Here is a 22,215-nt window from a genome sequence, read left to right on the forward strand (position 1 = left end):
GTTACATTCCGAACCCGGAAGCTAAGCCTTACAGCGCCGATGGTACTGCAGGGGGGACCCTGTGGGAGAGTAGGACGCCGCCGAACAAATATTGAAAAAGGCCCACACCTTATGGTGTGGGCCTTTTTGCGTTTCATGACGGCTGTACCAGCTTTGTGTCGTACGCCAGGATCACCGCCTGAATGCGGTCGCGGGAACCGGTCTTCGCGAGGATGCGGCCCACGTGGGTCTTCACCGTCGACTCGGCCAGGTGAAGGCGCATGGCTATCTCCGTGTTCGTCCAGCCCTTGCCGATGACCGTGAGGATTTCCCGTTCCCGGTCGGTGAGGGAAGCAAGGCGCGGGTCCTCCTGGGGCGGGGATTCCGCATTCGGGTCGGTCGGCAGGTGGTGGACGTAGGCGTCGAGGAGGCGGCGGGTCAGGCTGGGGGCGACGACCGCGTCGCCGGTGGCCACCGAGCGGATGCCGGAGAGGAGTTCCTCGGGCTGGGCGTCCTTGACGAGGAAGCCCGAGGCGCCTGCGCGGAGGCCGGCATAGGCGTATTCGTCCAGGTCGAAGGTGGTGACGATCAGGATGCGGGTGCGGTCGCCGGCGGAGGTGATGCGACGGGTCGCCTCGATGCCGTCCAGGCCGGGCATGCGGATGTCCATGAGGACGACATCGGGGTGGAGCTCCGCCGCCAAGCGGACCGCTTCACTGCCGTTCGCCGCCTCGCCCACGACCGTCATGTCGTCCTGGCTCTCCAGGAGCATGCGGGAGCCGAAGCGCTGGAGGGGCTGGTCGTCGGCGATGAGGACTGTGGTCACTGCGGGGTTTCCTCCGGGAGGTGTAGGCGGACGCGCCAGCCCTGCTCGGGGTGCGGGCGGGGGCCGGCCTCAAGTGTGCCGCCGTACAGGGCGGTTCGCTCGCGCATTCCGGGTAGTCCACGACCGCCTCGGGACGGGCCGTCGGTTGGGCTGCCGTTGCCTGTGTCGGTGATCGTCACTGTCACGGCTCCCTTGTCCTCGTAGGACAGCTCTATCTCCGCGGTGGCGCCCGCGCCGGCGTGTTTGAGGGTGTTGGTGAGGGCTTCCTGGATGACGCGGTAGACGGTGAGTTGGGGGCCTGGGGGGAGGGTGGGGCTGCCGTGGGTGACGGTGTGGACGGGGAGGCCTGCGGAGCGGACGCCGTCGAGGAGCTGGTCGAGGTCGGTGAGGCCGGGCTGGGGGGTCAGCTCGGCCTGGTCGTCCTGTTCCTCCTCCCGCATGACGTCCAGGAGGCGGCGGAGCTCGGTGAGGGCCTGGCGGCTGGTGGTGGCGATGGCGTCGAGGGCCTGGGCGGCGCGTTCCGGGGACTTGGCGGCCGCGTATCTTCCGCCGTCGGCGAGGCCTGTGATGACGGAGAGGTTGTGGCCGATGATGTCGTGCATCTCGCGGGCGATGCGGGCGCGTTCGGCGGCGGTGGCGAGTCGGGCCTGCTGGTCGCGTTCGGTCTCCAGGCGGCGGGCGCGGTCTTCCAGGGCCTCGGTGTAGTTGCGGCGGGTGCGGACGGTGATGCCGATCAGGACGGCCACGGTGAAGGACATCAGCTGGGAGCCGACCTGCTGGTCCCAGGTGCCCTCCCCGTGGCGGGCGACCGACACCAGGACCGGGGTGATCACCAAGGCCGTCGCCCACCACAGGTTGCGCAGGGCCCGGCGCAGAGCGATGTGGTAGACGACAGCGAGCTGGAGCAGGGCTGCCTGGAGGGCCGTGCCGGTCCAGGCGTTGACGAGGGCGAACAGGGCCACGGCGGCGAGGACGGTCCGGGGGTGGGTGCGTCGCCAGAGGAGGGGGATCGAGAGGCCGAGGCTCAGAGTGAGGAGAAGCCAGCCGGGGACGTCGAGATCGTGGGCGTTGTGGCGCCAGCCGCCACCGACGTAGTCGATCAGTGCCGCTGTCACCCAGAAACCGGTGATGTGCAGGTCCCACAGCAGGGGGTGGCGTCGGTCGAAGGCGCGCACCCTGCGGGTGAGGCGGTGGGCGTACTCGGTGAGGGGCTCCGGCGCCCGGTCTTCCGTCACGGGGTCCATCGTGAGGGCTTCCGAGGCCATGTGTCAGACGTCTCGGCGTCGTAGGACCGTAGCGGCCGTCGTGAGGGTCGCCGTCGTCCACAGGATCATGGCCAGCAGGGCGGCGCCCGGGGAGGCCGATCCGGGCAGGGGCTGGGCGGTGGTGAGGGTCTCCAGGGCCTTGCCGGGGAAGTAGCGGACGGCGTCGTCGACGATCTCGTACGGGAGCATGGCCAGGACCTCCGGGACGATCATGAGGAGGCCGATGAAGGCGCCGATGGCCATCGGGACCGAGCGGACCAGGGCGCCGATGCCGAGAGCGAGGACGGCGAGCAGGGTGAGGCCGGCCGCGTTGCCGACGAGGGCGCGCAGGACGCCGGGATCGCCGAGGGAGGCCGACTGGTCGGTGCCGGAGAGGAAGGACTGGGCGAGGGGGAAGGTGAGGAGGTTCGTCAGCAGGGTGAGGGGAAAGGCGATCGCGGCCAGGACGGCTGCCTTGGACCAGAGGACGGGCAGGCGGCGTGGGACGGCGGTCATCGTGGCGCGGATCTGGCCTGTGGAGTACTCGCCGGCCGTGGCGAGGATGCCCAGCACGCCGAGGTTGATCTGGGCGAACTGGGTGCCGAGCAGGACGAACACGACCGTGTCCATCCCGCCCTCGCCGGTGCCGTCGTAGGCGGCTCCCAGGCCCGCGCCCATGGCGGCGGTGAGGGCGCTGGTGGCGATGAGGGTGATCCAGGTGGAGCGCAGGGTCCAGAGCTTGTGCCACTCGGAGCGCAGGACGCGGGCCGGGGTCACGCGGTAGGGGAGGGTCGCCGTGGTCATGCTGCCGCTCCTTCGAGGGTCGCCGTGTACTCCACCGCGTCGCGGGTGAGGTCCATGAAGGCCTCCTCCAGGGAGGCGGTGCCGGGGGTCAGTTCGTAGAGGGGGATGCCGTGGGCCGCTGCCGTGCGGCCGATGTGTTCGGCGTCCGTGCCGCGGACCTGGAGGGTGCCGGGGGTCTCGGTGGTGAGGTCGACGCCGGGTGCGGTGAGGAGGCGTACGAGGTCGGAGGCGCGCGGGGTGACGACCTTGACGGTGCCCGCGCCGGAGTCGAGTACGAAGTCGGTGACGGTGGTGTCGGCGAGGAGGCGGCCGCGGCCGATGATGACCAGGTGCTCGGCCGTGAGGGCCATCTCGCTCATCAGGTGGGAGGAGACGAAGACCGTGCGGCCCTCGGCGGCGAGGGACTTGAGGAGGTTGCGGATCCACAGGACGCCCTCGGGATCGAGGCCGTTGACCGGTTCGTCGAGAATGAGTGTGGCCGGGTCGCCGAGGAGGGCGGCGGCGATGCCGAGGCGCTGTCCCATGCCGAGGGAGAAGCCCTTGACGCGGCGGTGGGCCACGTCGGTCAGGCCGGTGAGGGCGAGGACCTGTTCGACTCGTGCCCGGGGGATGCCGTGGGTGTGGGCGAGGGCGCGGAGGTGGTGGTAGGCCGTGCGGCCGGGATGGACCGAGCGGGCCTCCAGCAGGGCGCCGACCTCCGTGAGGGGCGCGGGGTGGGCGGCGTAGGAGCGTCCGCCCACGGTGGCGTGGCCGCGGGTGGGGGCGTCGAGGCCGAGGATCATCCGCATGGTCGTGGACTTGCCGGCGCCGTTCGGGCCGAGGAAGCCGGTGACGGTGCCGGGGCGGACGGTGAAGGACAGGTCCGTGACGACCGTCCGGTCGCCGTAATGTTTGGTGAGTTTGTGTGCCGTCAGCATGCTTCGATGCTCGTGCGTGCGGGGGCGGCGGGCGTCGGACCGGTGGTGGTAATCGGGGTGAGGGGTGTCGTACCCGGGTACTACCGTGGCCGGCATGAGCTATGTGATCCGGTCCGTCCGTGCTGATGAGTGGCCTGCGGCGAAGGAGCTGCGGCTCGCGGCGCTGCGGGACCCGGTGGCGCACCTCGCCTTCCTGGAGACGTACGAGGAGGCCGCGGCCAGGCCGGACTCCTTCTGGCAGGAGCGGACGGCGGGGGCCGCCGAAGGGGCGGACCGGGCGCAGCAGATCATCGCCGAGGGGCCGGACGGGCGGTGGGTGGGGACGCTGACCGTGCTCGTGGAGGAGCCCGGGACGACGGACTGGGCCGGATTTCCGGTGGAGCGGAAGCAGGGGCACGTGGTCGGCGTGTTCGTACGGCCCGAGGAGCGCGGGAGCGGGCTGACCGAGGTGCTGTTCGACGCTGCCCTGGAGTGGTCGTGGGGGCGGGGGCTGGAGCGGGTGCGGCTCATCGTGCACGAGGAGAACGGGCGGGCGCAGCGGTTCTATCGCCGGGCGGGGTTCCTGCCGAGCGGGCTGACCGTGCCGCTGGGGGACGCCGGGGAGCGGGAGTTGGAGTTCGTGCTCGAGCGGAGCTCTGCGGGGGTGCCCTTCTCAGACCGGTAGTTCGTCGTGCGGCCAGCGGGCGCGGCCCTGTTCGCGGGACCGGAGCAGGGCCAGGGTCGGCATGCCCCGGTCCGCTCCGGTGGCCAGCAGCTCCGGGAGCTGGGGGAGCGGGGCCACGGCGGCGACATCGTCCAGGACGAGCGTGAATGGTGGGTCGAGGCGACCGGAGGATGACCGTTCGGCCATGTGCCGGCCGCGCTCGACCACGCTGGAGACGAGGGCCGTCAGGAGGGGCATCGCGCCCGGGTTCGTCCTGGGGTCCTCGATGGATTCACCCACCACATAAAGCGTGCCCCCTTCATGGACGAAGGAATCCAGGGCGAGGGCATCAGTTCGGTTGGGAGTGCACGCCTCTCGGATGTTGACCGTGGAGAGGGCCGCGAGGGCACGGGTCGTCAGCTGCTGGGCCATGTCGCGGCGTTCGGGGTGGGCGGTGAGGGCGCCTTCGAGTTCGCCCGCGGAACCCGGGGCGGCCTTGGGGTTGGTCCGGAGGATGCGTACGGCGTCCTGGATCTGGGTGCCCTGGGACCAGCGGTGGACGTGGCGGATGGTGCGGCCGTCGATGGCGGCGGCGTGCAGGTAGCTCCGCAGGAGTGTCTCGGCGGTGTCGCTGAGGGCCTGGTCGAGTTTGGCGGTGGGGCGGACGGGGGTGAGGAGGGCGGTCGCCCTTCCGGTTGCCGTCTCCTTGTCCTCGCAGCCGACTGTGGGGGACCAGTGGAGGCGGGCCGGGGTGGTGCAGAGGTGGGTGGGGTCGTAGAGGTGGGTGGGGCCCAGTTTTGCCCGGGCGTCCTTGGTTTCCTGCCAGAGGGTTGGGTTCGAGGTGATGACGAGGGCTGGGCCCTCCGCGTCGCGTACCGCCTGGGTGGCGGTTGTCTGGCGGGTTTCCCTCGGGGCTACGAGGATCCTTTCCCACCTGCCCGCCCGTTCCAGGCCGAACAGAGGAGCCGGGGCGGTGGGGATGGTCGCCGCCGGATGGGGGAGGTCGGTGGGGCCTGGCGTCGGCTCCAGCGAGTGTGCGGGGCTGGGGGCGGAGCGGGGCGTCGGTACCTCGTGCTGCACCGGCGTGGGCACGGGGTCCTGTGTGCGCGTCGGTGCGTCGTGCTGCACCGGAGTGGGTGCGGGGCCCTGTGCCCGCGCCGGCACCTCCTGCTGTGTCGGTGCCTCGTATGCGGCCCCTCCCGCGGACGCCGGCCGTTCCTCCGCCGCCATCCTCTCCGCCCGGCGCCTCGCCCGGACCGCCCGCCATCGGGCGAACGTGCCCATCACGAACACCGTCAGGACGACAAGGATCATCAGCTGGCCGATGAACAGGCCCCAGAACAGGCCGTAGCCCGAGAGTTCGCCTGGGGGTGTGTCGGGCCAGGCGCCGGGGATGTCGTGGGGCTGGGCGATGAGGCCGCGCATGGCCAGGGGCGTGCGGGCGAAGGTGACGCCGGACGGCCAGGAGCCGTGGGCGAACAGGGCGGCGAGACCGGTGGCCGTCCACACCAGCACGGTCATGCCGAGGAGGAACGCCAGTATGCCGACCAGCAGGCCGTCGGGGATGCCTCCCTGGGTGTCGCGCTGGATGCGGCGGTCGTCCGGTCTCACGCGTCCTCCCCCTACGCCACCGTGGATTCGGAGTCGCCCAGGTGGTGCTCCACGAAGGCCGCCGCCCGTTCCTCCGCCTCCAGTTCGGCGGCGTGCAGGGCGTCGTCGTCCGCGAGGTCCGCTGAGGACTCGGTCATCGCGCGGTCGGTGAAGACCAGTGGGCGTTCGGTCTCCGTGACCAGGTGTTTGACGACCTGGACGTTGCCGTTGACGTCCCATACGGCGATGCCGGGGGTGAGGGTCGGGATGATCTCCACCGCCCAGCGAGGCAGGCCCAGGACGCGGCCCGTCGCCCTCGCCTCGTCCGCCTTCTGGGCGTAGATCGTTCTCGTCGACGCCATTTTCAGGATCGCCGCCGCTTCCTTCGCGGCCGCGCCGTCCACCACGTCCGACAGGTGGTGGACCACCGCCACGAACGACAGGCCGAGTCGCCGGCCGAACTTCAGCAGGCGCTGGAACAGCTGGGCCACGAAGGGACTGTTGATGATGTGCCAGGCCTCCTCGACCAGGAAGATGCGCTTCTTCCGGTCGGGGCGGATCCAGGTGTGCTCCAGCCACACGCCGACGATCGCCATGAGGATGGGCATGGCGATGGAGTTGCGGTCGATGTGGGACAGGTCGAAGACGATGAGCGGGGCGTCCAGGTCGATGCCGACCGTGGTGGGGCCGTCGAACATGCCGCGCAGGTCACCGTCGACGAGACGGTCCAGGACCAGTGCCACGTCCAGACCCCAGGCCCGTACGTCGTCTATGGCGACGTTCATCGCCACGGCCGACTCGGGCTCGGGGTGGCGCAGTTGCTCGACGATGTCGGACAGGACCGGCTGGCGATCGACGATGGTCTCGTTGACGTAGGCGTGCGCGACCTTCAGGGCGAAGCCGGAGCGTTCGTCCAGGCCGTGGCCCATGGCGACCTCGATGATCGTCCGGAGCAGCGCGAGCTGGCCGGTCGTCGTGATGGCCGGGTCGAGCGGGTTGAGCCGGATGCCGTGGTCGAGGGCCGCCATCGGGTCCAGGCGGATGGGAGTTATCCCCAGCTCCTGGGCGACGAGGTTCCATTCACCCACCCCGTCCTCGCCCTGGGCGTCCAGGACGACGACCTGGCGGTCGCGGAAGCGGAGCTGGCGCAGGACGTACGTCTTCTCCAGTGCCGACTTGCCGTTGCCGGACTCGCCGAGGACCAGCCAGTGGGGGGCGGGGAGCTGCTGGCCGTAGAGCTGGAAGGGGTCGTAGATGTAGCCCTTTCCGGAGTACACCTCGCGGCCGATGATGACGCCGGAGTCGCCGAGGCCAGGGGCGGCGGTCGGCAGGTAGACCGCCTGGGCCTGGCCCGTGGACGTGCGCACCGGGAGCCGGGTCGTCTCGACCTTCCCGAAGAGGAAGGACGTGAAGGCGTCGGTGAGGACGGACAGCGGGTCCCGCATCAGGTCCTACCTCCGAATGCCGGTGGCGAAGGGAAGGGTGTTCACGAAGGCGCGGTGGTGCTCGCGGTCGCACCATTCCAGCTTCAGGTACGACTTTCCGGCCGAGGCCCTGATCGTCCGCTTGTCGCGGGCGAGGGCGTCGGGGGAGCGGGAGGAGACGGTGATGTAGCCGACGAGGTTGACGCCGGCGGCGCCGCTGGCGAGGTCTTCGCCGCGCTGGTCGAGCCGGGAGTTGGCGGCCACGTCGCGCGGGTCGAGGGTGCGGTTCATCTTGGCGGCGCGGGACGCCTCGGCCTCGTCGTTGGTCTTCTCGGTGAGCATGCGCTCGATGGCGACCTCGGTGGGTTCGAGGTCCATGGTGACGGCGACCGTGCGGATGACGTCCGGGGTGTGGACGAGCAGCGGGGCCAGGAAGTTGACGCCGACGGGGGTCATCGGCCACTCCTTCACCCAGGCGGTGGCGTGGCACCAGGGGGCGCGGGTGCTGGACTCGCGGGTCTTGGCCTGGAGGTAGGTGGGCTCCATGGCGTCCAGTTCGGCCGGCCAGGCATTGCGTTGCGTCATCGCCTGGATGTGGTCGATCGGGTGGTCCGGGTCGTACATGGAGTGGATCAGCGAGGACAGTCTGCTCTGGCCGAGCGGCTGCCGTACGCGGATGTCGGCTTCCTGGAGGCGCGAGCAGATGTCGGTGAGCTCGCGGGCCATGACGACGGCGAGTCCGGCGTCCCGGTCGACCTTGCCGCCGTGGGCGCGGGCGGCCCGGGCCATGGCGTTGGCCTCGGCGGCGAGGTCGCGGGTGTAGTGCATGCAGGCGACGAGGTAGGCGCGGTGCTGCTCGCTGCTCGTGGACACCATCGACTGGAGCTGTTCGTACGACTGCTGGAGCCACGGCGGTGCCTTGTCGTCCCCGCGGACGGCGACGTCCTTGGCGTGGGCGTCGGGGTCGGCGGGGAGGGTGCGGGCGAGCATCTGGAGGCGGGTGACGAAGCCGTCGCCGTTGGCCACGTGCTTGAGCAGCGTGCCGAAGCGGTCGACGAGGGCCTCCTGGTCCTCGGAGTCGCGCAGGCCGACGCCGGGGCCCTCGATCTCGATGGCGGCGGTGACGGTCTTGCGGTCGGCGTGCAGGAGCACGGCGATCTCGTCCGGGCCGAAGGGGGCGGCCAGCCAGGTGATGCGGCCGATTCCGGGGGGCGGGCCGATCTCCACCTCGCGTCCGTCCAGCCGGGTGCCGGCCTCGATGACGGCGGAGCGGTAGGCGGTGCCCTGCTTCAGGGTCCGCTTGTAGCTGCGGTTGATCTCGAACCACTTGTAGAACGTGCGGTGCTTGTACGGCACGTACACGGCGGCCAGCGCCAGCATCGGGAACCCGGCGAGCAGCACGATGCGCAGGGACAGCACGGGGACGAGGAGCCCGCACATCATGCCGAGGAACGCGCCCACGACGATCAGGGCGATCTCGCCGGTCTCGCGGTTGCGGCCGATGATCGCGTTCGGCCGGGCGCGGCCGATCAGATACGTACGGCGGGGCGTGACCGGATGGGACACGTGGGACTCGGTCGTCAACGCCCTTCACCTCCCGTGCGGTTGGTACTGCTGTTGCGGGTGTTGCTGGCGTGGGGAGTGTTGACGGCGCTGCCCGAACGGGGTGCGGGTGCGGCGGAGGGGACAGATCCGCCGCCGCCGTTCGAGGTGCGCGAGCTGTGCGCGGCGACTCCGCCGGAGGCGGGGTTGCTGGGGCGGGGAGCGGAGGACTGGCTGCCTCCGCCGTTGTTGTCGGCGCGGGAGCTGTGGGTCTTGATGCCCTGCGCGACCAGGGTGGCCGGGGAGCTGATGACCGCGGCGGCCTTGCCCTCGGCGCCCTGCATGAGGCGGTTGTTGCGGGAGCCGGCGATCTCGTCGCCGAAGCCGGGGACGAAGCGGTAGATCATCGCGCTGGCGAAGATGGCGAGCAGGATGATGGCGAGGCCGGAGACGACGGCGGAGAAGGCGTCGGGGCCGTCGTCTGCGGAGAGCGCGCCGGCGAGGCCGAGGACGATCACGATCACGGGTTTCACGAGGATAACCGCGATCATGATGCCCGCCCAGCGGCGGACGTGGCCCCACAGGTTCTTGTCGACGAGGCCGGCGTAGACGACGGTGCCGAGGAGGGCGCCGACGTAGAGCAGGGCGGCGCGGATGACGAGCTCCAGCCACAGCACGCCGGCGGCGAGGATGCTGACCAGGGAGACGACGATCAGCATGATCGGGCCGCCGCCGATGTCCTCGCCCTTCTTGAGGGCCTCGGAGAACGTGCCGAAGAAGGCGTCGGTCTGGTCGCCGGTGGCTTTGGCGAGGACCTCGGTGATGCCGTCCGTCGCGGAGACGACGGTGTAGAGGATCAGCGGGGTGAAGGCGGAGGCCAGCACGGTCAGCCAGAGGAAGCCGATGGCTTCGGAGAGGGCGGTGGTGAGGGGGACGCCGCGGACGGCTCGCTTGGCGACGGCCAGGAGCCAGAGCAGGAGCGTGAGGATCGTCGACGCGGCGAAGACGACGGCGTACTGCTGGAGGAACTTGGGGTTGGTGAAGTCGACGTTCGCCGTCTCCTTCACGGCCTCGCTGAGCTTGCCGACGGTCCAGGAGGCGGCGTCGGCACAGCCCTTGGCGAGGGAGGAGAGGGGGTCGAGGGTGGAGGTGGGGTCGAGGCGGGAGGTGCCACCGGATCGGTTGGCACCGTCGCCTCGTTCGCAGTAGTCCTTGGCGGGGCCGTGGATCAGGTCACAGGGGTCGTCACTGGGAGTGGGCGACGGCGTGGGTGCCGCGAAGGCACGCGTGGCCAAGAGGACCGCAGTGGTCTGCACGGCTGCGACGGCGCCGGTCAGCTTGAGTACGCGATGGTTAACGGGCATAAGAGAACCCTCCGTACTCCTCGACTGCCTTTGCCATCTCGTCGGCGCTGGAGGCTCTGTCGTCGCCGGGAACGGGCGCTGGACCATCCTTCTGAGAGTGGGTCACGATCTTCCAGTCACCGCCGGTCCACTCGAGTTTCATGGTGATGGTGAACCAGCTGTTCGTGACGGGGGTGGTGGAGTTTTCGCCCGCAAGGCCCAGAAGACCGCTGCACCAGACCTCCACCGTTGCGCTCTCGCGGGATGCCTCGGTGACCTTGGTGCCGATTGGACTGGTGCGGGACACGAACGTGTAGCCCCGTGGTGTCGAGCCGTCTTCGTTCAGGCCCACATTCTTGTTGAACTCCGGCGTGTAAGCCCTGTCCAGAGTGGCCTCGAAGTCCGCCACCCGGGAGGGGGCGGTGATCGATTGCAGGATGGCGTCCCGCTTGGCCTTGGAGAACATCTCGGCGGAGCCGAGTGCCACCGCGTAGTTCGCCGCCGCGCTCTCCGCCCCCTCCCGGTCCTGGGCGAAGCCCGATGGGATGCCGGCGGCCGACTTGGACTGGACGGGGCGTTGGCCGGAGGGGGCCGTCGCTGCTGTGTCCGGTTTGGTGCCGGCGTCGTCCGAAGAGGAGGAATCGTCGCCGCCCCGGTTCGCGAAGGCGATTGCCGCGATGAGGAGGACCACTACGCCGACCACCGTGACCAGGCTGCGGGACGGTGAGCGCGGGCGGCGGGGGGTGCCGTAGGGGTCGGCTCCGGTGTCGGGCAGGCGGGTGCGGGTCTGGCCCGTGCCGCCGTAGCCGCCGGAGGCCTCGTGCTCGTCACCGAGACTCATGCCGCGTACGCCCCCTCGACGTCGTGCGGAAACACCTCGTACCGGTCGTACTCCTCGTACGACGGTAGCCGTGCTGGTTCCCGCGCGGGCGCGGTGTGGTGACTCGACATCAGGGAAACGCAACCTTCGCCGGTGGGCACGACGGGCGGGTGGGGTGGAGGGGGGAGCCGGGCGTGCCCGGCCGGGGCGGGTGGGGCCCGGCCTACACGGCCATGCCGTACACGATGGTGAAGAGCGTGCCGAGTGAGCCGATGATGAACACGCCCGTCAGGCCCGCGATGATGAGGCCCTTGCCCTGCTCCGCGCTGAAGGTGTCCCGCAGGGCGGTGGCACCGATGCGCTGCTTGGCGGCGCCCCAGATGGCGATGCCGAGGCAGAGGAGAATGGCGACCGCCATCACGACCTCGATCATCACCTTGGCCTCGTTGCCCAGGCTGCCGAAGGGGCCCCAGTCCGGAGCGATCCCGCCGATGATGGTGTTGATGTCTCCCTTGTCGGCCGCAAAGAGCATGTAAGTCACCGCCCCTGTTGGGTAGTTCCGCACCCTCTGCGGTCGTGCAGAGGTCAGGCCTCATTCTCGCCGACGATGACGCTGTCGTATGTCGACTTGGCGTCATTGATTGGCGGGTTTCGTACGAATACCTTGCCACCGCTCCGCGCTGGACCCTAAGGGAGGTGCCGGACGGTGTGCGAAGGATCGTATGGTCACTCTGTGTATCACGGCAGGTCACGCCGGGCAATGAGGCCTGAGCGAAACCTGTCGTGTGGTTCCGTCGTTGCGCCCTTTTATGACCTGCGTCACCTTTCCGGACCGTTTCTGACGGTCGGTCGGGTGAGCGGTCGTCCCGGTGTTCTCCGGGTGAAGGCTACCTGGCGCGGCGAACGGGCCGCGGCAACGCAGCCGCGGCCCGTTCGTCCCCTGCCGGCCTCGGGCCCCCACGGCCCCAGGCGGCGTTCTTTCAGTGACGGTCCGTCACGAGGTGGAGGGGTCAGCCGGTGAAGGCGCCGACTCCGTTCGGGGTGCCCCAGCCGGTCGGGCCGTCATAGCCCGTTCGGGCGGTGCAGAAGTAGCTGGTGGTGCAGGTGCCGTTGGAGCCGCTGGTGACGTCGTTCAGGGCGGAGGTGTTCGCGTAGGGGAACTTCGCCGGGTAGGAGCCGCCGGACGGGGTGCCCGCCAGGGCGTAGACGCTCGCGATGATCGGGGCCGAGGCGCTGGTGCCGCCGTAGGTGGCCCAGCCCTGGCCGTCGGCGCCGTAGGTGTCGTAGACGGAGACGCCGGTCGCCGGGTCGGCGACGGCGGAGACGTCGGCGATCACGCGCTTGGCGCAGCCGGTGTCGGTCTGCCAGGCGGGCTTGACGTCGTAGGCGGAGCAGCCGGAGCCGGTGCCTTCGGTGCTGCTGGTCTTCCAGACGCTCTCTGTCCAGCCGCGGGTGGTGGAGGAGGCGGAGAGCCTGGTGCCGCCCACGGCCGTCACGTACGTGGAGGCCGCCGGGTACTCGGCGCCGTAGCCCGCGTCGCCCGCACTGACGGTGATGGCGACGCCGGGGTGGTTGAAGTACGCGGAGTCGTACGTCGCGTCGGAGGAGGACTCGCCGCCGCCGTAGCTGTTGGAGACGTACTCGGCGCCCAGGCTGACGGCCTCGTTGACGGCGGTGCCCAGGTTGGCCATGGTGGCGGACTTGGCCTCGACGAGGAGGATGTGGCAGTTCGGGCAGACCGCGCTCGCCATGTCGAGGTCGAGGGAGATCTCGCCGGCCCAGCCGCTGTTGGGGGCGGGGAGGGCGGTGGTGGAGCCGGTCTGGCCGACCTTCTTGAAGCAGCCGCCCGCGGTGGTGCAGGCGGGCAGGCCGTAGTGCGAGCGGTAGGTGGCGAGGTCGGACTCGGCGTTGGGGTCGTCGTAGGCGTCGACGATGGCGATGGTCCGGCCGGTGCCGTTGCTCGCGGCGGCGGAGGTCAGGCCGTAGGCGTCCTGGAGGTCGGAGGGGCCGTAGCCGGAGGGGGTGGAGGCGTCGGCGGCCTTCGGGGTGATGCCGTCGCGCTCGGCCCGCTGCTTCTGGAAGGCGGTGAGACCGCCCGTGACGCGCAGGGCGTTGCAGGCCATCTCGCCCTGGTGCCGGGGGAGGGCGCAGGAGCGGGTCCAGGTGACCTTGGAGGGGGCGGGCCGGGCCGCCTCCGCGTGGGCGGCGTTGGTGAGGCCGGTGAGGAGGAGCGCGGCGGTGGCGGTGACAGCGGCGCCTACGCGGCGCCATCTGTGGCGGCCGACGAGGGAGTTGTGCGGTGTCGTGCGCAAGGTACAGCCTCCTGGCAGTGGTGGACAGAGGCCTGCGGGTGGGGGTTCCGCCGGTGCGGTTCCCGGCGGGGGCGGCGACCCGCGACGACGATCGCCTTGTTGAGTACGTGACAACAAGACGGCTCTCGGAATCCTGACCTCCGCCTTACCGAAGCGGGTGCCGGGCTTACCGATCGGTGACGGGCCGATGGCCGGGGGATGGGCGCGGCTTGACCCAAGGGGTCCGGGTCAGCGGGGCTTGAGGCCGCCGGTACACGTTTTTCTCACCTTCGCCGGGCACAGTGGCGCCGATGAAGCGCGTCCTCTCCATTGCCGTGGTTCTTGTCGCCCTCACCTCCGCGTCCACCGCGGTGGCCGACGACGGGGCCGGGCCCTTCGGGGTGACCGTCACCGCGGGGGCGGGCGCGGGGAGCGCGCGGGCAGGGGTGCTCGTCCCCGCCGACCGGGCGACTCGGCCGGCCGGCGGGCACTTCTGTACCGCGTCCGTGGTGCGGGCGCCGTACCGGAATCTCGTCGTCACCGCGGCGCACTGCCTGGACGGGCGCGGGGAGCTCGTGTTCGTGCCCGGGTATCGGGACGGCCGTGCGCCGTACGGGGTGTGGAAGGTGAAGCGGCGGTTCATGCCCCGCGGGTGGGTCGAGGGGCGGCGGGAGGACAGTGACGTGGCGTTCGCCGTGGTCGCGCCGCAGGGCGGGAAGGGGGTCGAGGACGCCGTCGGTGGGTACCGGTTCGCCACGGGTACGGCGACGGGGGCGACGGCCGTGACCCTCACCGGGTACCCCGACTCCCGCGAGACGCCCATCAGCTGCACCAACAAGCCGACCGCGCACAGCCCCACCCAGCAGCGCATCGAGTGCCCGGGGTTCGCCGGTGGCACCAGCGGAAGCCCCTGGGTGAACGGGGACGGGCAGGTGGTGGGGATCCTCGGCGGCCATGACCACGGCGGCACCACCCCCGACGTGTCCTACAGCGTCGTCCTCGGCGCGGCTGCGGAGCGGCTGTACCGGGAGGCGGCGGGCGACCCGTGACGGTCCGTGCGCCGGTTGCCCCCGGCGTGCCGCCCGGTGCCCTCGGCCGTTCCCCTTTCCGCCCCGACTCTCCGCTCCGTGATCATTCCGGCGCACCGCGGCCGCCTCTACACTGACCAGGCGACGGACTCCTGGCCGGCGAGGGGCGGTTGACGGTGCGTAAGGCATGGATCGTGGCGAGTGTTGCGATCAGCTCCGCCCTGGCCTTCGTGATGCTGCTCGTCGTCGGGGTCTACATCGTCGCCGGAAACCTGGCCAACGGGGTCGGCGGTGGGGCGAAAGCGCTGGCCAAGGGGGCGGTGCCCGCCGCGTACTCGGACCTCGTGAAGAAGTGGGGCAACCTCTGCCCCGCCATCAGCCCGGCCCTGCTCGCCGCCCAGCTCTACCAGGAGAGCGGCTTCAACCCGAAGGCACAGAGCCACGCCGCCGCCCAGGGGATAGCGCAGTTCATCCCCGGCACGTGGGCCACGCACGGCATCGACGGCGACGGGGACGGGGACCGGGACGTGTGGGACCCGAAGGACGCGATTCCCTCTGCCGCGTCGTACGACTGCGAACTCGCGTCGTACGTGAAGAAGGTTGGCGGGAATCAGACCGAAAACATGCTGGCCGCGTACAACGCGGGGGCGTACGCGGTGATCAAGTACGGGGGCGTGCCGCCGTACAGCGAGACCCGGAACTACGTGAAGACGATCACGACACTCTCCGAGAGCTTCGCGGCACCCGTCGGGCGGGTCGACCCCTCCGAGCAGGCCGCCGGCGCCATCGAGTACGCGCAGAAGAAGCTCGGCACGCCCTACCTGTGGGGCGGCACCGGCACCGTTGAGCAGGGCGGACGCTTCGACTGCTCGGGACTGACCCAGGCCGCGTACGAGACCGTGGGCGTCAAGCTGCCGCGCGTCGCCAACGACCAGTACAACGCCGGGCCGCACCCCGAGCGGGACGAACTGCTCCCGGGCGACCTGGTGTTCTTCTCGGACGACCTCACCAATTCGCGTGCCATCCGGCATGTCGGCATTTATGTCGGAGGTGGGTACATGATCGACGCGCCGCGAACGGGCGCGGTGATCCGGTTCGACCCGATCGACACCCCCGACTACTTCGGGGCCACCCGGGTGACCGAAGATGGCGCGAAAGCACTGCCCACGACGGTGTGAGCCGAGCGTGAACCCACCCCCTGAGCTGCGAAGACGTGTCTCTCTTCGATAACGTCTGGGTGATCATTCGGTGGAGTGTGGAACGTATCAGCGGGGACCATGCGTTCCTGGTGACGTAGCCGAGCAGACGTGAGTCGGCACGTGTCACGCACGCGTGCAGCGGAAGCGGATCTACAACCACGGGGGTGGCGGGAGCGGCGCACACACAGGTGCGCCGGGAGAGACGACGAAGGGGCCGCAGCATCATGGCTGGACTCGCTGAATCCGGGTCGAACCCCGACGTCGACCTGCTCTATGACATCAATGGCCTGGCCAAGGACGCGCCGCCGTGGTTCGACCGGGTCATGGAGTTCGTGGGCGAGTACGGGTTGTTGCTCGCCATCGTCCTGCTCGTGGTCTGGTGCTGGTGGTCCGTTCGGCGCCGGGGCGAGGAGGACGCGGCGTCCTCCGTCGCGGCGCTGGTCTGGGCGCCGCTCGCGGCGGGCATCGCCGTGCTGGTCAACGTGCCGATACGGGGTTTCGTGGAGCGGCCCCGGCCGTTCCTCGACCATCAGGGGCTCGAGGTGCTCGTCAGCGGCAAGAGCGACTACTCGTTCGTGAGTGACCACGCGACGATCGTCATGGCGATGGCGGTCGGGCTGTTCGTCGCGAACCGGAAGTTCGGGCTGGTCGCGTTGGTGCTGGCTGTGTTCGGCGGGTTCATTCGCGTCTACATGGGTGTGCATTACCCGACGGATGTCGTGGGTGGGTTCGCGCTGGGGACGGCTGTGGCGTTGCTGTTGTCGCCGTTGGCGATGGCGCTGCTGACGCCGGTCACCCGGGCGATCGAGCGGTCGCCTCGGGTGGGGTGGCTTGTGCGGGCCCGCGGGCGCGTGGCCGCCGGTGACGGGTCGGATGCGGTGGTTCCTGGGGCTCGGAGTGAGCGGGCCGCGGGGGCGTCCGAGCGGGACCTCGCTGCGTAGTTCTCGGCGTTGGTGCTGAGGGCGGGGGGTTGCGCAGCCCGGCGTTGCGGGGTGCCTCCCCCAAGCTCTTCGAGCAGGGGGCACCCCCAGCGCCCACCCTCCCCCAAGCTCTCGACTTCGCTCGAGCAGGGGGGACCCCATCGCCCCAGCGCACGACTGCCCGCAGCTCCGTCAGAGTGCTTGCGGGTACGTGAAGAAACGGCTGGGGTCGTACTCGGTCTTCAGTTTCTTCAGGCGGGTTGCCGCGTCGCCGTAGTACGCCTTGCGCCAGTTGGTCAGGGTCGGGTCCGTGTAGTTCTGGTAGGCCGCGCCTGAGGCGTACGGGCGCATGGACTTGTGGGCGGAGGCCAGCCAGTCGCGGGCCGTGGAGCCCGTCGTGCCCGGGCGCCAGGAGGCGATGTACTGGGCCAGCATGCGGGAGCGGCGGTGGACGAAGGCCGTGGAGGTCGGGGAGACACGGTTCACCGCTCCGCCCAGGGCGGTGAGCGCGATGCTGCCCGTGCCGCCGCGTACCGACCTGATCTGGGACAGCAGCGTGCGGATGCCGGCCGCGGAGAGGGAGCGGTCGAAGAAGTCCGACGCCGCCGCGTACGTCTCGCGGCCCAGCGCGCCCTTCGGGGATCGGCCCGGGGTCGAGCCGGGCAGATGGCACTGGGCGTCCGTCGGGAACGAGGAGCAGCCGGCGTACACCTCCATCGACTCCTCGTACGAGCGGCGCCGCAGGGAGACGCTGCTCGCCGGGGCGCCGACGCGGTCGGCGAGGCGGTCGACCGCGTTCTGGAGCTCGCCGTGGGTGCCGAGGGAGAAGGCCGCGACGGAGACGGTCGGATTGCCGCCGGCGGCGTTCGCCAGGTGGAGGGAGGACCAGATCTCGTCCGGCTGCGAGGGGCCCCACTCCTGCCAGGCCTTCACCACCGCGGCCGCCTTCGACCCCGGCCAGGACAGGTACGCCGAGACGCCCTGCGGGGCCGGGTGGGTCTTGAAGTGCAGTTCCGTCACCACGCCGAAGTTGCCGTTGCCGGCGCCGCGCAGGGCCCAGAAGAGGTCCTTGTGCTCGCGGGCGCCCGCGGTGAGCTGCTTGCCGTCCGCGGTGATCAGGGTGGCCTGGGTGAGGCTGTCGCAGGTCAGGCCGTAGGCGCGGGAGACGACGCCGTGTCCGCCGCCGAGGGTGAGGCCGGAGACGCCGACGGTGGGGCAGGAGCCGGCGGGGATCGTCACGCCCTTCGCGGCCAGGGCGCGGTAGACGTCGATGAGTTTGGCGCCGGCGCCGATCACCGCGGTGTCGCCGGAGGCCCTGACCCGGTTGAGTTTCGAGACGTCGATGATCAGGCGGCCGTCGCCGGAGGACCAGCCGGCGTAGGAGTGGCCGCCGTTGCGGATCGCCACGCGCAGGGCGTGGGCGCGGGCGTAGGCCACGGCCGTGCGGATGTCGTCCGGGTGGGCCACGTACGCGACCGCGGCGGGCTTGAGGGCGTCGAACCGGGTGTTGTAGAGCTGCCGGGCCGTCGGCCAGGCGGTGTCGCCCGGGCGGATGAGGGGGCCGTCGAGGTCGCGGGCGAGGGCCGACCAGTTGGCGGCCGTGGCGGTTTTCGTGGTGGTGGCGTAGGTGGTGGTCGTCGTCGCCCCGGAGCGGGTGTCTGAATGTGTGCAGGCGGTGGTGAGGGGGGTCGCGGCCGCGGCGATGCCCGCCGTGCCGACTGCGAGGAATGTGCGCCGTTCCATGGGGCCTCCCGGTGGTTCCGTCGGGGGAGACGGGGCGGTGGGGGCGGGGGTTCCATGGGGACCCCATCGGCCCGGCACGACGGCGTCAGCCGGCCACGTGGTTCTCCGCGTCCGTGCGGGCCTGGCTTCTCGCTCTTCTGGCCGGGCCGCGCCAGCCGCAGGTGCAGTGGGCCATGCAGAAGGGGCCCTTGTCCTTTGTCGTCGTGCGGTGTTCCGGGAGGTTGGGGGGAGGTTCCAGCCCGTCCTGCTGCGCCACGACGACCACGTTACCCAGCGCGGGGAAAGGCTTCGTATGCCGGCTCCTGCGGGCTCGCGTGACGGGGGCACTTACCGGTCGTTAACCGGAACAACAAGGGGGCCCGTGACGGACGTACCGGCTGGGGGTAGGCAGGCGATGACTGGGCGGCAGCGGGAACAGCGGCACAGGCGGACGGGTGCGGCGGTCGTCGCGGCCGGCGTCATGGCCGGGGTGGGGCTGGGGGCCGGAGGGTGCGCGGGCGGTGACGCGGTGGCCGGTGATGCCCGTGGCGGCGACGCGGTCGTCGCGCTGCACCGGGCCGCGGACCGGCTGGTGGAGGCGGGGAGTTCGAAGGCCCGTACGTCGATGGAGATGGCCGCCGGCGGGACCCGGGTGACCATCCGGGGCGCGGGGGTCTACGACTACCGGAAGCGGATGGGGCGGCTGAAGGTGCTGCTGCCGCAGGATCCCGCGGGGATCACCGAGCGGCGGCCCATCACCGAACTGCTCGCGCCGGGAGCGCTCTTCATGAAGAACCGGGGCGCCGGTGTGCCCCCGGACAAGTGGGTGCGGGTGGACACGCGGACCCTGTCCGACGGGAACCTCGTCACCGGCGGGGCCACCGATCCGTTCGCGGCGGCCGAGGTGCTGCGCGGGACGCGGTCGGTGAAGTTCGTGGGCAGGACCGAGGTCGCGGGCACCGGGGTGCGGCACTACCGGGGCACGGCGGATCTCGGTGCCGCCGCGAAGAAGGCCTCCGACGGCAACAAGGAGTCCCTGAACGCGGCGGCGAAAGGGTTCGCCACGGCCGAAGTGCCGTTCGACGTCTACCTCGACGACGAGGGGCGGATCCGTAAGGTTCGGCACCGGTTCAGCTTCGTGGGCGGGCAGCAGAAGAGCCCCGTGGCCGTCGCCTCGACCACGTTGCTCTACGATTTCGGGGCCTCGGTGCGCGTACGGCTGCCGGACACCGACGACATCTACGCGGGCAAGATCGCCCAGGAGTGACCGGCGCGAACTAGCCCGTCCGTGCCATGCGCGGTGTGTAGGCCGCTCCCTACTCTAGGAAGTCGGTAACGGCAGAGATGAGGTGATGCACGTGGCTCCGGTCGGCGGTACGGCAGTACAGGACCACGTGGCCCTCGCCGAGATCGAGCTGTGCGGAGAGCTGATCATCGCGGCCTCGGCCGCCGACGAGGAGCGGCTCAGCCTGGAGAGCATCGACGAGGTGCTGAAAGTGGCCGAGGAGCGGGACGCCTCCAGGGGCTAGCCGGCCGGGCCCTCCCGGCCCGGATCAGGTCCGCAGCATGCGGGCGATCGCCTGGGTCGCCTCCTTGACCTTCGCGTCGATCTCGTCACCGCCCTTGAGGGCCGCGTCGGCGACGCAGTGACGCAGATGCTCCTCCAGCAGCTGGAGGGCGAAGGACTGAAGGGCCTTGGTGGAGGCGGAGACCTGCGTGAGTATGTCGATGCAGTAGACGTCCTCGTCGACCATGCGCTGCAGGCCGCGGATCTGGCCCTCGATCCGGCGCAGGCGTTTGAGGTGTTCGTCCTTCTGCTTGTGGTACCCGTGCACCCCGTGGTCGTGCTCCGTCACGAGGTCCGTGTCGGCGGTGGCGTCGGCGACACTCGCGACATCTGCCGCATCCCCGGCGTTCGTTACGTCGGTCACGTCCGTCATCGCGTCCTCCTGGTGGGCTGTGAGCCGACATATACCCCTGGTGGGTATATGGTACCGAACTTTGCTGGGTATACGACCCTTGGCCGGTGCCCTGCGCAACGGCCTGATCCGGCCCCTGGACCGCCCCCGTGCTCATCACTGTGCCCGATGGGCGACACTGGTGGGCGGCCCGATAGCAGTGGCCGGATGATGCGCCTAGCATCAGCCTGACCGAAACCGAAGCAAGCCGAGGACCCCACGTGCGCTTTCGTCTGACCCCCAGGGAGACGAGCTTCTACGACATGTTCGCCGCGTCCGCGGACAACATCGTCACGGGCTCGAAACTCCTCATGGAACTGCTCGGGGCGGACGCTTCCGCCCGGGCCGAGATCGCAGAGCGTATGCGGGCAGCGGAACACGCCGGTGACGACGCCACGCACGCGATCTTCCACCAGCTGAACTCCTCGTTCATCACGCCGTTCGACCGCGAGGACATCTACTCCCTCGCCTCGTCCCTCGACGACATCATGGACTTCATGGAGGAGGCCGTCGACCTGGTCGTCCTCTACAACGTCGAGGAACTGCCCAAGGGCGTCGACCAGCAGATCGAGGTACTGGCGCGCGCGGCCGAACTGACGGCCGAGGCGATGCCGCACCTGCGGACGATGGAGAACCTCACCGAGTACTGGATCGAGGTCAACCGGCTGGAGAACCAGGCCGACCAGATCCACCGCAAGCTGCTCGCGCACCTCTTCAACGGCAAGTACGACGCCATGGAGGTCCTCAAGCTCAAGCAGATCGTGGACGTGCTGGAGGAAGCGGCGGACGCGTTCGAGCACGTGGCGAACACGGTGGAGACCATCGCCGTCAAGGAGTCCTGAGCCCTTCATGGACACCTTTGCTCTGGTCGTGACCATCGGGGTCGCGCTCTTCTTCACGTACACCAACGGTTTCCACGACTCGGCGAACGCGATCGCCACGTCCGTGTCGACGCGGGCGCTGACGCCGAAGGCCGCGCTGGCCATGGCCGCGGTGATGAACCTCGCCGGTGCCTTCATGGGCTCCGGGGTCGCCAAGACCGTCAGCGAGGGGCTGATCCAGACGCCGGTGGGGTCGAAGGGGATGGGCATCCTCTTCGCCGCGCTGGTGGGGGCGATCGTCTGGAACCTCATCACCTGGTACTTCGGGTTGCCCTCTTCCTCCTCGCACGCCTTGTTCGGCGGCATGGTGGGGGCGGCGCTCGCCGGTGGGACGACGGTCTACTGGCACGGGGTGCTGGAGAAGGTCGTCATCCCGATGTTCGTGTCTCCGGTGGTCGGTCTGCTGGCCGGCTATCTCGTGATGACCGCGATCATGTGGATATTCAGGAAGGCGAACCCGCACAAGGCCAAGCGCGGGTTCCGCATAGCGCAGACCGTCTCGGCGGCCGGTATGGCGCTGGGACACGGGCTTCAGGACGCGCAGAAGACGATGGGCATCGTGGTGATGGCGCTCGTCATCGCGGATGTCGAGGACTACGGCGATCCGATTCCGGTGTGGGTGAAGATCGCCTGTGCGGTGATGCTGTCGCTGGGGACGTACGCCGGTGGGTGGCGGATCATGCGGACGCTGGGGCGCAAGATCATCGAGCTGGATCCGCCGCAGGGATTCGCGGCGGAGACGACGGGGGCGTCGATCATGTTCGCCACGGCGTTCCTGTTCAAGGCGCCGATTTCGACGACGCACGTCATCACGTCGGCGATCATGGGGGTCGGGGCGACGAAGCGCGTGAACGCCGTGCGGTGGGGTGTCGCCAAGAACATCATTCTGGGGTGGTTCATCACGATGCCGGCCGCTGCGCTGGTGGCCGCGGCGTCGTACGGGATCGTGAATCTGGCGTTCATGTAGGTGCTGCTGGGCGTTGTGCTGGAGCCGGGTAGTACGCGAACGGGCCCGCCCCTGGGAGTAGGGGCGGGCCCTTTTCGGCCTCGCGGTGGCACCGCCATGCAGCACCGCGAGGGGTCT

The 22,215-nt window shown here is 70.2% G+C and carries 22 protein-coding genes and 1 rRNA gene; 9 read left to right on the plus strand and 14 right to left on the minus strand.

Features of this window, described 5'->3' with window-relative positions; genetic code table 11:
- Nucleotides 1-86: ribosomal RNA gene (rrf, locus tag ACZ6TU_RS37170) — 5S ribosomal RNA — on the plus strand; the annotation flags it as partial.
- A gap of 47 nt (nt 87-133) precedes the next feature.
- On the opposite strand, the gene ACZ6TU_RS37175 is transcribed toward rrf, so the two are convergent.
- Genes ACZ6TU_RS37175 through ACZ6TU_RS37190 form a run of 4 tightly spaced genes read right to left on the minus strand, consistent with a single transcriptional unit; the run spans nt 134 to nt 3,770 of the window.
- Nucleotides 134-805, minus strand: a complete 672-nt coding sequence (locus ACZ6TU_RS37175) for a response regulator (RefSeq protein ID WP_469553227.1) — start codon at nt 803-805, stop codon at nt 134-136.
- Nucleotides 802-2,049, minus strand: a complete 1,248-nt coding sequence (locus tag ACZ6TU_RS37180; RefSeq protein ID WP_467681542.1) for a sensor histidine kinase — start codon at nt 2,047-2,049, stop codon at nt 802-804. The genes ACZ6TU_RS37175 and ACZ6TU_RS37180 overlap by 4 nt, the downstream gene beginning before the upstream one ends.
- Nucleotides 2,050-2,073: 24 nt before the next feature.
- Nucleotides 2,074-2,853 carry an ABC transporter permease gene (locus ACZ6TU_RS37185; protein ID WP_469553228.1) on the minus strand — a complete coding sequence of 260 codons (780 nt, stop codon included), beginning with the start codon at nt 2,851-2,853 and terminating at the stop codon, nt 2,074-2,076.
- On the minus strand, nt 2,850-3,770 hold the full coding sequence (locus ACZ6TU_RS37190; RefSeq protein ID WP_469553230.1) for an ATP-binding cassette domain-containing protein: 921 nt from the start codon (nt 3,768-3,770) through the stop codon (nt 2,850-2,852). The genes ACZ6TU_RS37185 and ACZ6TU_RS37190 overlap by 4 nt, the downstream gene beginning before the upstream one ends.
- Before the next feature lie 94 nt (nt 3,771-3,864).
- Between ACZ6TU_RS37190 and ACZ6TU_RS37195 the strand changes: the two genes are divergently transcribed.
- Nucleotides 3,865-4,434 carry a GNAT family N-acetyltransferase gene (locus tag ACZ6TU_RS37195; RefSeq protein WP_469553232.1) on the plus strand — a complete coding sequence of 190 codons (570 nt, stop codon included), beginning with the start codon at nt 3,865-3,867 and terminating at the stop codon, nt 4,432-4,434.
- Here the strand turns inward: ACZ6TU_RS37195 and ACZ6TU_RS37200 are convergent.
- The 7 genes from ACZ6TU_RS37200 to ACZ6TU_RS37230 all read right to left on the minus strand — a co-directional run bounded on the left by ACZ6TU_RS37200 (nt 4,423) and on the right by ACZ6TU_RS37230 (nt 13,444).
- The gene (locus tag ACZ6TU_RS37200; protein ID WP_469553234.1) at nt 4,423-6,024 is read right to left on the minus strand and encodes a TraM recognition domain-containing protein; all 1,602 of its coding nucleotides are present in this window, start codon (nt 6,022-6,024) and stop codon (nt 4,423-4,425) included. The two genes, ACZ6TU_RS37195 and ACZ6TU_RS37200, sit on opposite strands and share 12 nt — an antisense overlap.
- Before the next feature lie 11 nt (nt 6,025-6,035).
- Nucleotides 6,036-7,448 carry an ATP-binding protein gene (locus ACZ6TU_RS37205; protein WP_467681365.1) on the minus strand — a complete coding sequence of 471 codons (1,413 nt, stop codon included), beginning with the start codon at nt 7,446-7,448 and terminating at the stop codon, nt 6,036-6,038.
- 6 nt (nt 7,449-7,454) lie between these two features.
- On the minus strand, nt 7,455-9,011 hold the full coding sequence (locus ACZ6TU_RS37210) for an SCO6880 family protein (protein WP_469553235.1): 1,557 nt from the start codon (nt 9,009-9,011) through the stop codon (nt 7,455-7,457).
- Nucleotides 9,008-10,333: a hypothetical protein gene (locus ACZ6TU_RS37215; protein WP_469553236.1), complete on the minus strand. Its 1,326-nt coding sequence runs from the start codon at nt 10,331-10,333 to the stop codon at nt 9,008-9,010. Before ACZ6TU_RS37215 ends, ACZ6TU_RS37210 begins: the two co-directional genes overlap by 4 nt.
- Entirely contained in the window at nt 10,323-11,153 is an 831-nt protein-coding gene (locus ACZ6TU_RS37220; RefSeq protein ID WP_467681371.1) for a DUF8175 domain-containg protein, read from the minus strand. The genes ACZ6TU_RS37215 and ACZ6TU_RS37220 overlap by 11 nt, the downstream gene beginning before the upstream one ends.
- Before the next feature lie 202 nt (nt 11,154-11,355).
- Entirely contained in the window at nt 11,356-11,664 is a 309-nt protein-coding gene (locus tag ACZ6TU_RS37225) for a hypothetical protein (protein WP_003991275.1), read from the minus strand.
- A 478-nt stretch (nt 11,665-12,142) separates the two neighbouring features.
- Complete coding sequence (locus tag ACZ6TU_RS37230) at nt 12,143-13,444, minus strand: S53 family peptidase (protein ID WP_467681373.1); 1,302 nt, start codon at nt 13,442-13,444, stop codon at nt 12,143-12,145.
- 290 nt (nt 13,445-13,734) lie between these two features.
- On the opposite strand from ACZ6TU_RS37230, the gene ACZ6TU_RS37235 reads away from it, so the two are divergent.
- The 3 genes from ACZ6TU_RS37235 to ACZ6TU_RS37245 all read left to right on the plus strand — a co-directional run bounded on the left by ACZ6TU_RS37235 (nt 13,735) and on the right by ACZ6TU_RS37245 (nt 16,591).
- Complete coding sequence (locus ACZ6TU_RS37235) at nt 13,735-14,472, plus strand: trypsin-like serine peptidase (protein ID WP_467681375.1); 738 nt, start codon at nt 13,735-13,737, stop codon at nt 14,470-14,472.
- Between the two features lie 149 nt (nt 14,473-14,621).
- Nucleotides 14,622-15,629 (plus strand): C40 family peptidase, encoded by a 1,008-nt coding sequence (locus ACZ6TU_RS37240; RefSeq protein WP_467681377.1) that lies wholly within the window; start codon nt 14,622-14,624, stop codon nt 15,627-15,629.
- A gap of 245 nt (nt 15,630-15,874) precedes the next feature.
- Complete coding sequence (locus tag ACZ6TU_RS37245) at nt 15,875-16,591, plus strand: phosphatase PAP2 family protein (RefSeq protein WP_467681379.1); 717 nt, start codon at nt 15,875-15,877, stop codon at nt 16,589-16,591.
- A gap of 171 nt (nt 16,592-16,762) precedes the next feature.
- Here the strand turns inward: ACZ6TU_RS37245 and ACZ6TU_RS37250 are convergent, their stop codons facing one another.
- Nucleotides 16,763-18,313 carry an FAD-binding oxidoreductase gene (locus tag ACZ6TU_RS37250; protein ID WP_467681381.1) on the minus strand — a complete coding sequence of 517 codons (1,551 nt, stop codon included), beginning with the start codon at nt 18,311-18,313 and terminating at the stop codon, nt 16,763-16,765.
- An 85-nt stretch (nt 18,314-18,398) separates the two neighbouring features.
- Nucleotides 18,399-18,569 carry a hypothetical protein gene (locus ACZ6TU_RS37255; protein ID WP_467681383.1) on the minus strand — a complete coding sequence of 57 codons (171 nt, stop codon included), beginning with the start codon at nt 18,567-18,569 and terminating at the stop codon, nt 18,399-18,401.
- Nucleotides 18,570-18,707: 138 nt separating this feature from the next.
- Between ACZ6TU_RS37255 and ACZ6TU_RS37260 the strand changes: the two genes are divergently transcribed.
- Nucleotides 18,708-19,559 (plus strand): SCO4651 family lipoprotein, encoded by an 852-nt coding sequence (locus ACZ6TU_RS37260; protein WP_467681385.1) that lies wholly within the window; start codon nt 18,708-18,710, stop codon nt 19,557-19,559.
- Nucleotides 19,560-19,650: 91 nt separating this feature from the next.
- Nucleotides 19,651-19,821 carry a hypothetical protein gene (locus ACZ6TU_RS37265; RefSeq protein ID WP_469553297.1) on the plus strand — a complete coding sequence of 57 codons (171 nt, stop codon included), beginning with the start codon at nt 19,651-19,653 and terminating at the stop codon, nt 19,819-19,821.
- Nucleotides 19,822-19,845: 24 nt separating this feature from the next.
- On the opposite strand, the gene ACZ6TU_RS37270 is transcribed toward ACZ6TU_RS37265, so the two are convergent.
- Nucleotides 19,846-20,232, minus strand: a complete 387-nt coding sequence (locus tag ACZ6TU_RS37270; protein ID WP_467681389.1) for a metal-sensitive transcriptional regulator — start codon at nt 20,230-20,232, stop codon at nt 19,846-19,848.
- Nucleotides 20,233-20,471: 239 nt separating this feature from the next.
- Between ACZ6TU_RS37270 and ACZ6TU_RS37275 the strand changes: the two genes are divergently transcribed.
- Together ACZ6TU_RS37275 and ACZ6TU_RS37280 are read left to right on the plus strand one after the other, a co-directional pair.
- Nucleotides 20,472-21,092, plus strand: coding sequence for a DUF47 domain-containing protein (locus ACZ6TU_RS37275; protein WP_059418711.1), 621 nt, complete (start codon nt 20,472-20,474; stop codon nt 21,090-21,092).
- A gap of 7 nt (nt 21,093-21,099) precedes the next feature.
- Entirely contained in the window at nt 21,100-22,098 is a 999-nt protein-coding gene (locus tag ACZ6TU_RS37280) for an inorganic phosphate transporter (protein ID WP_469553242.1), read from the plus strand.
- Nucleotides 22,099-22,215 lie beyond the last annotated feature (117 nt).

Source organism: Streptomyces sp. NPDC052064 (assembly GCF_055585925.1).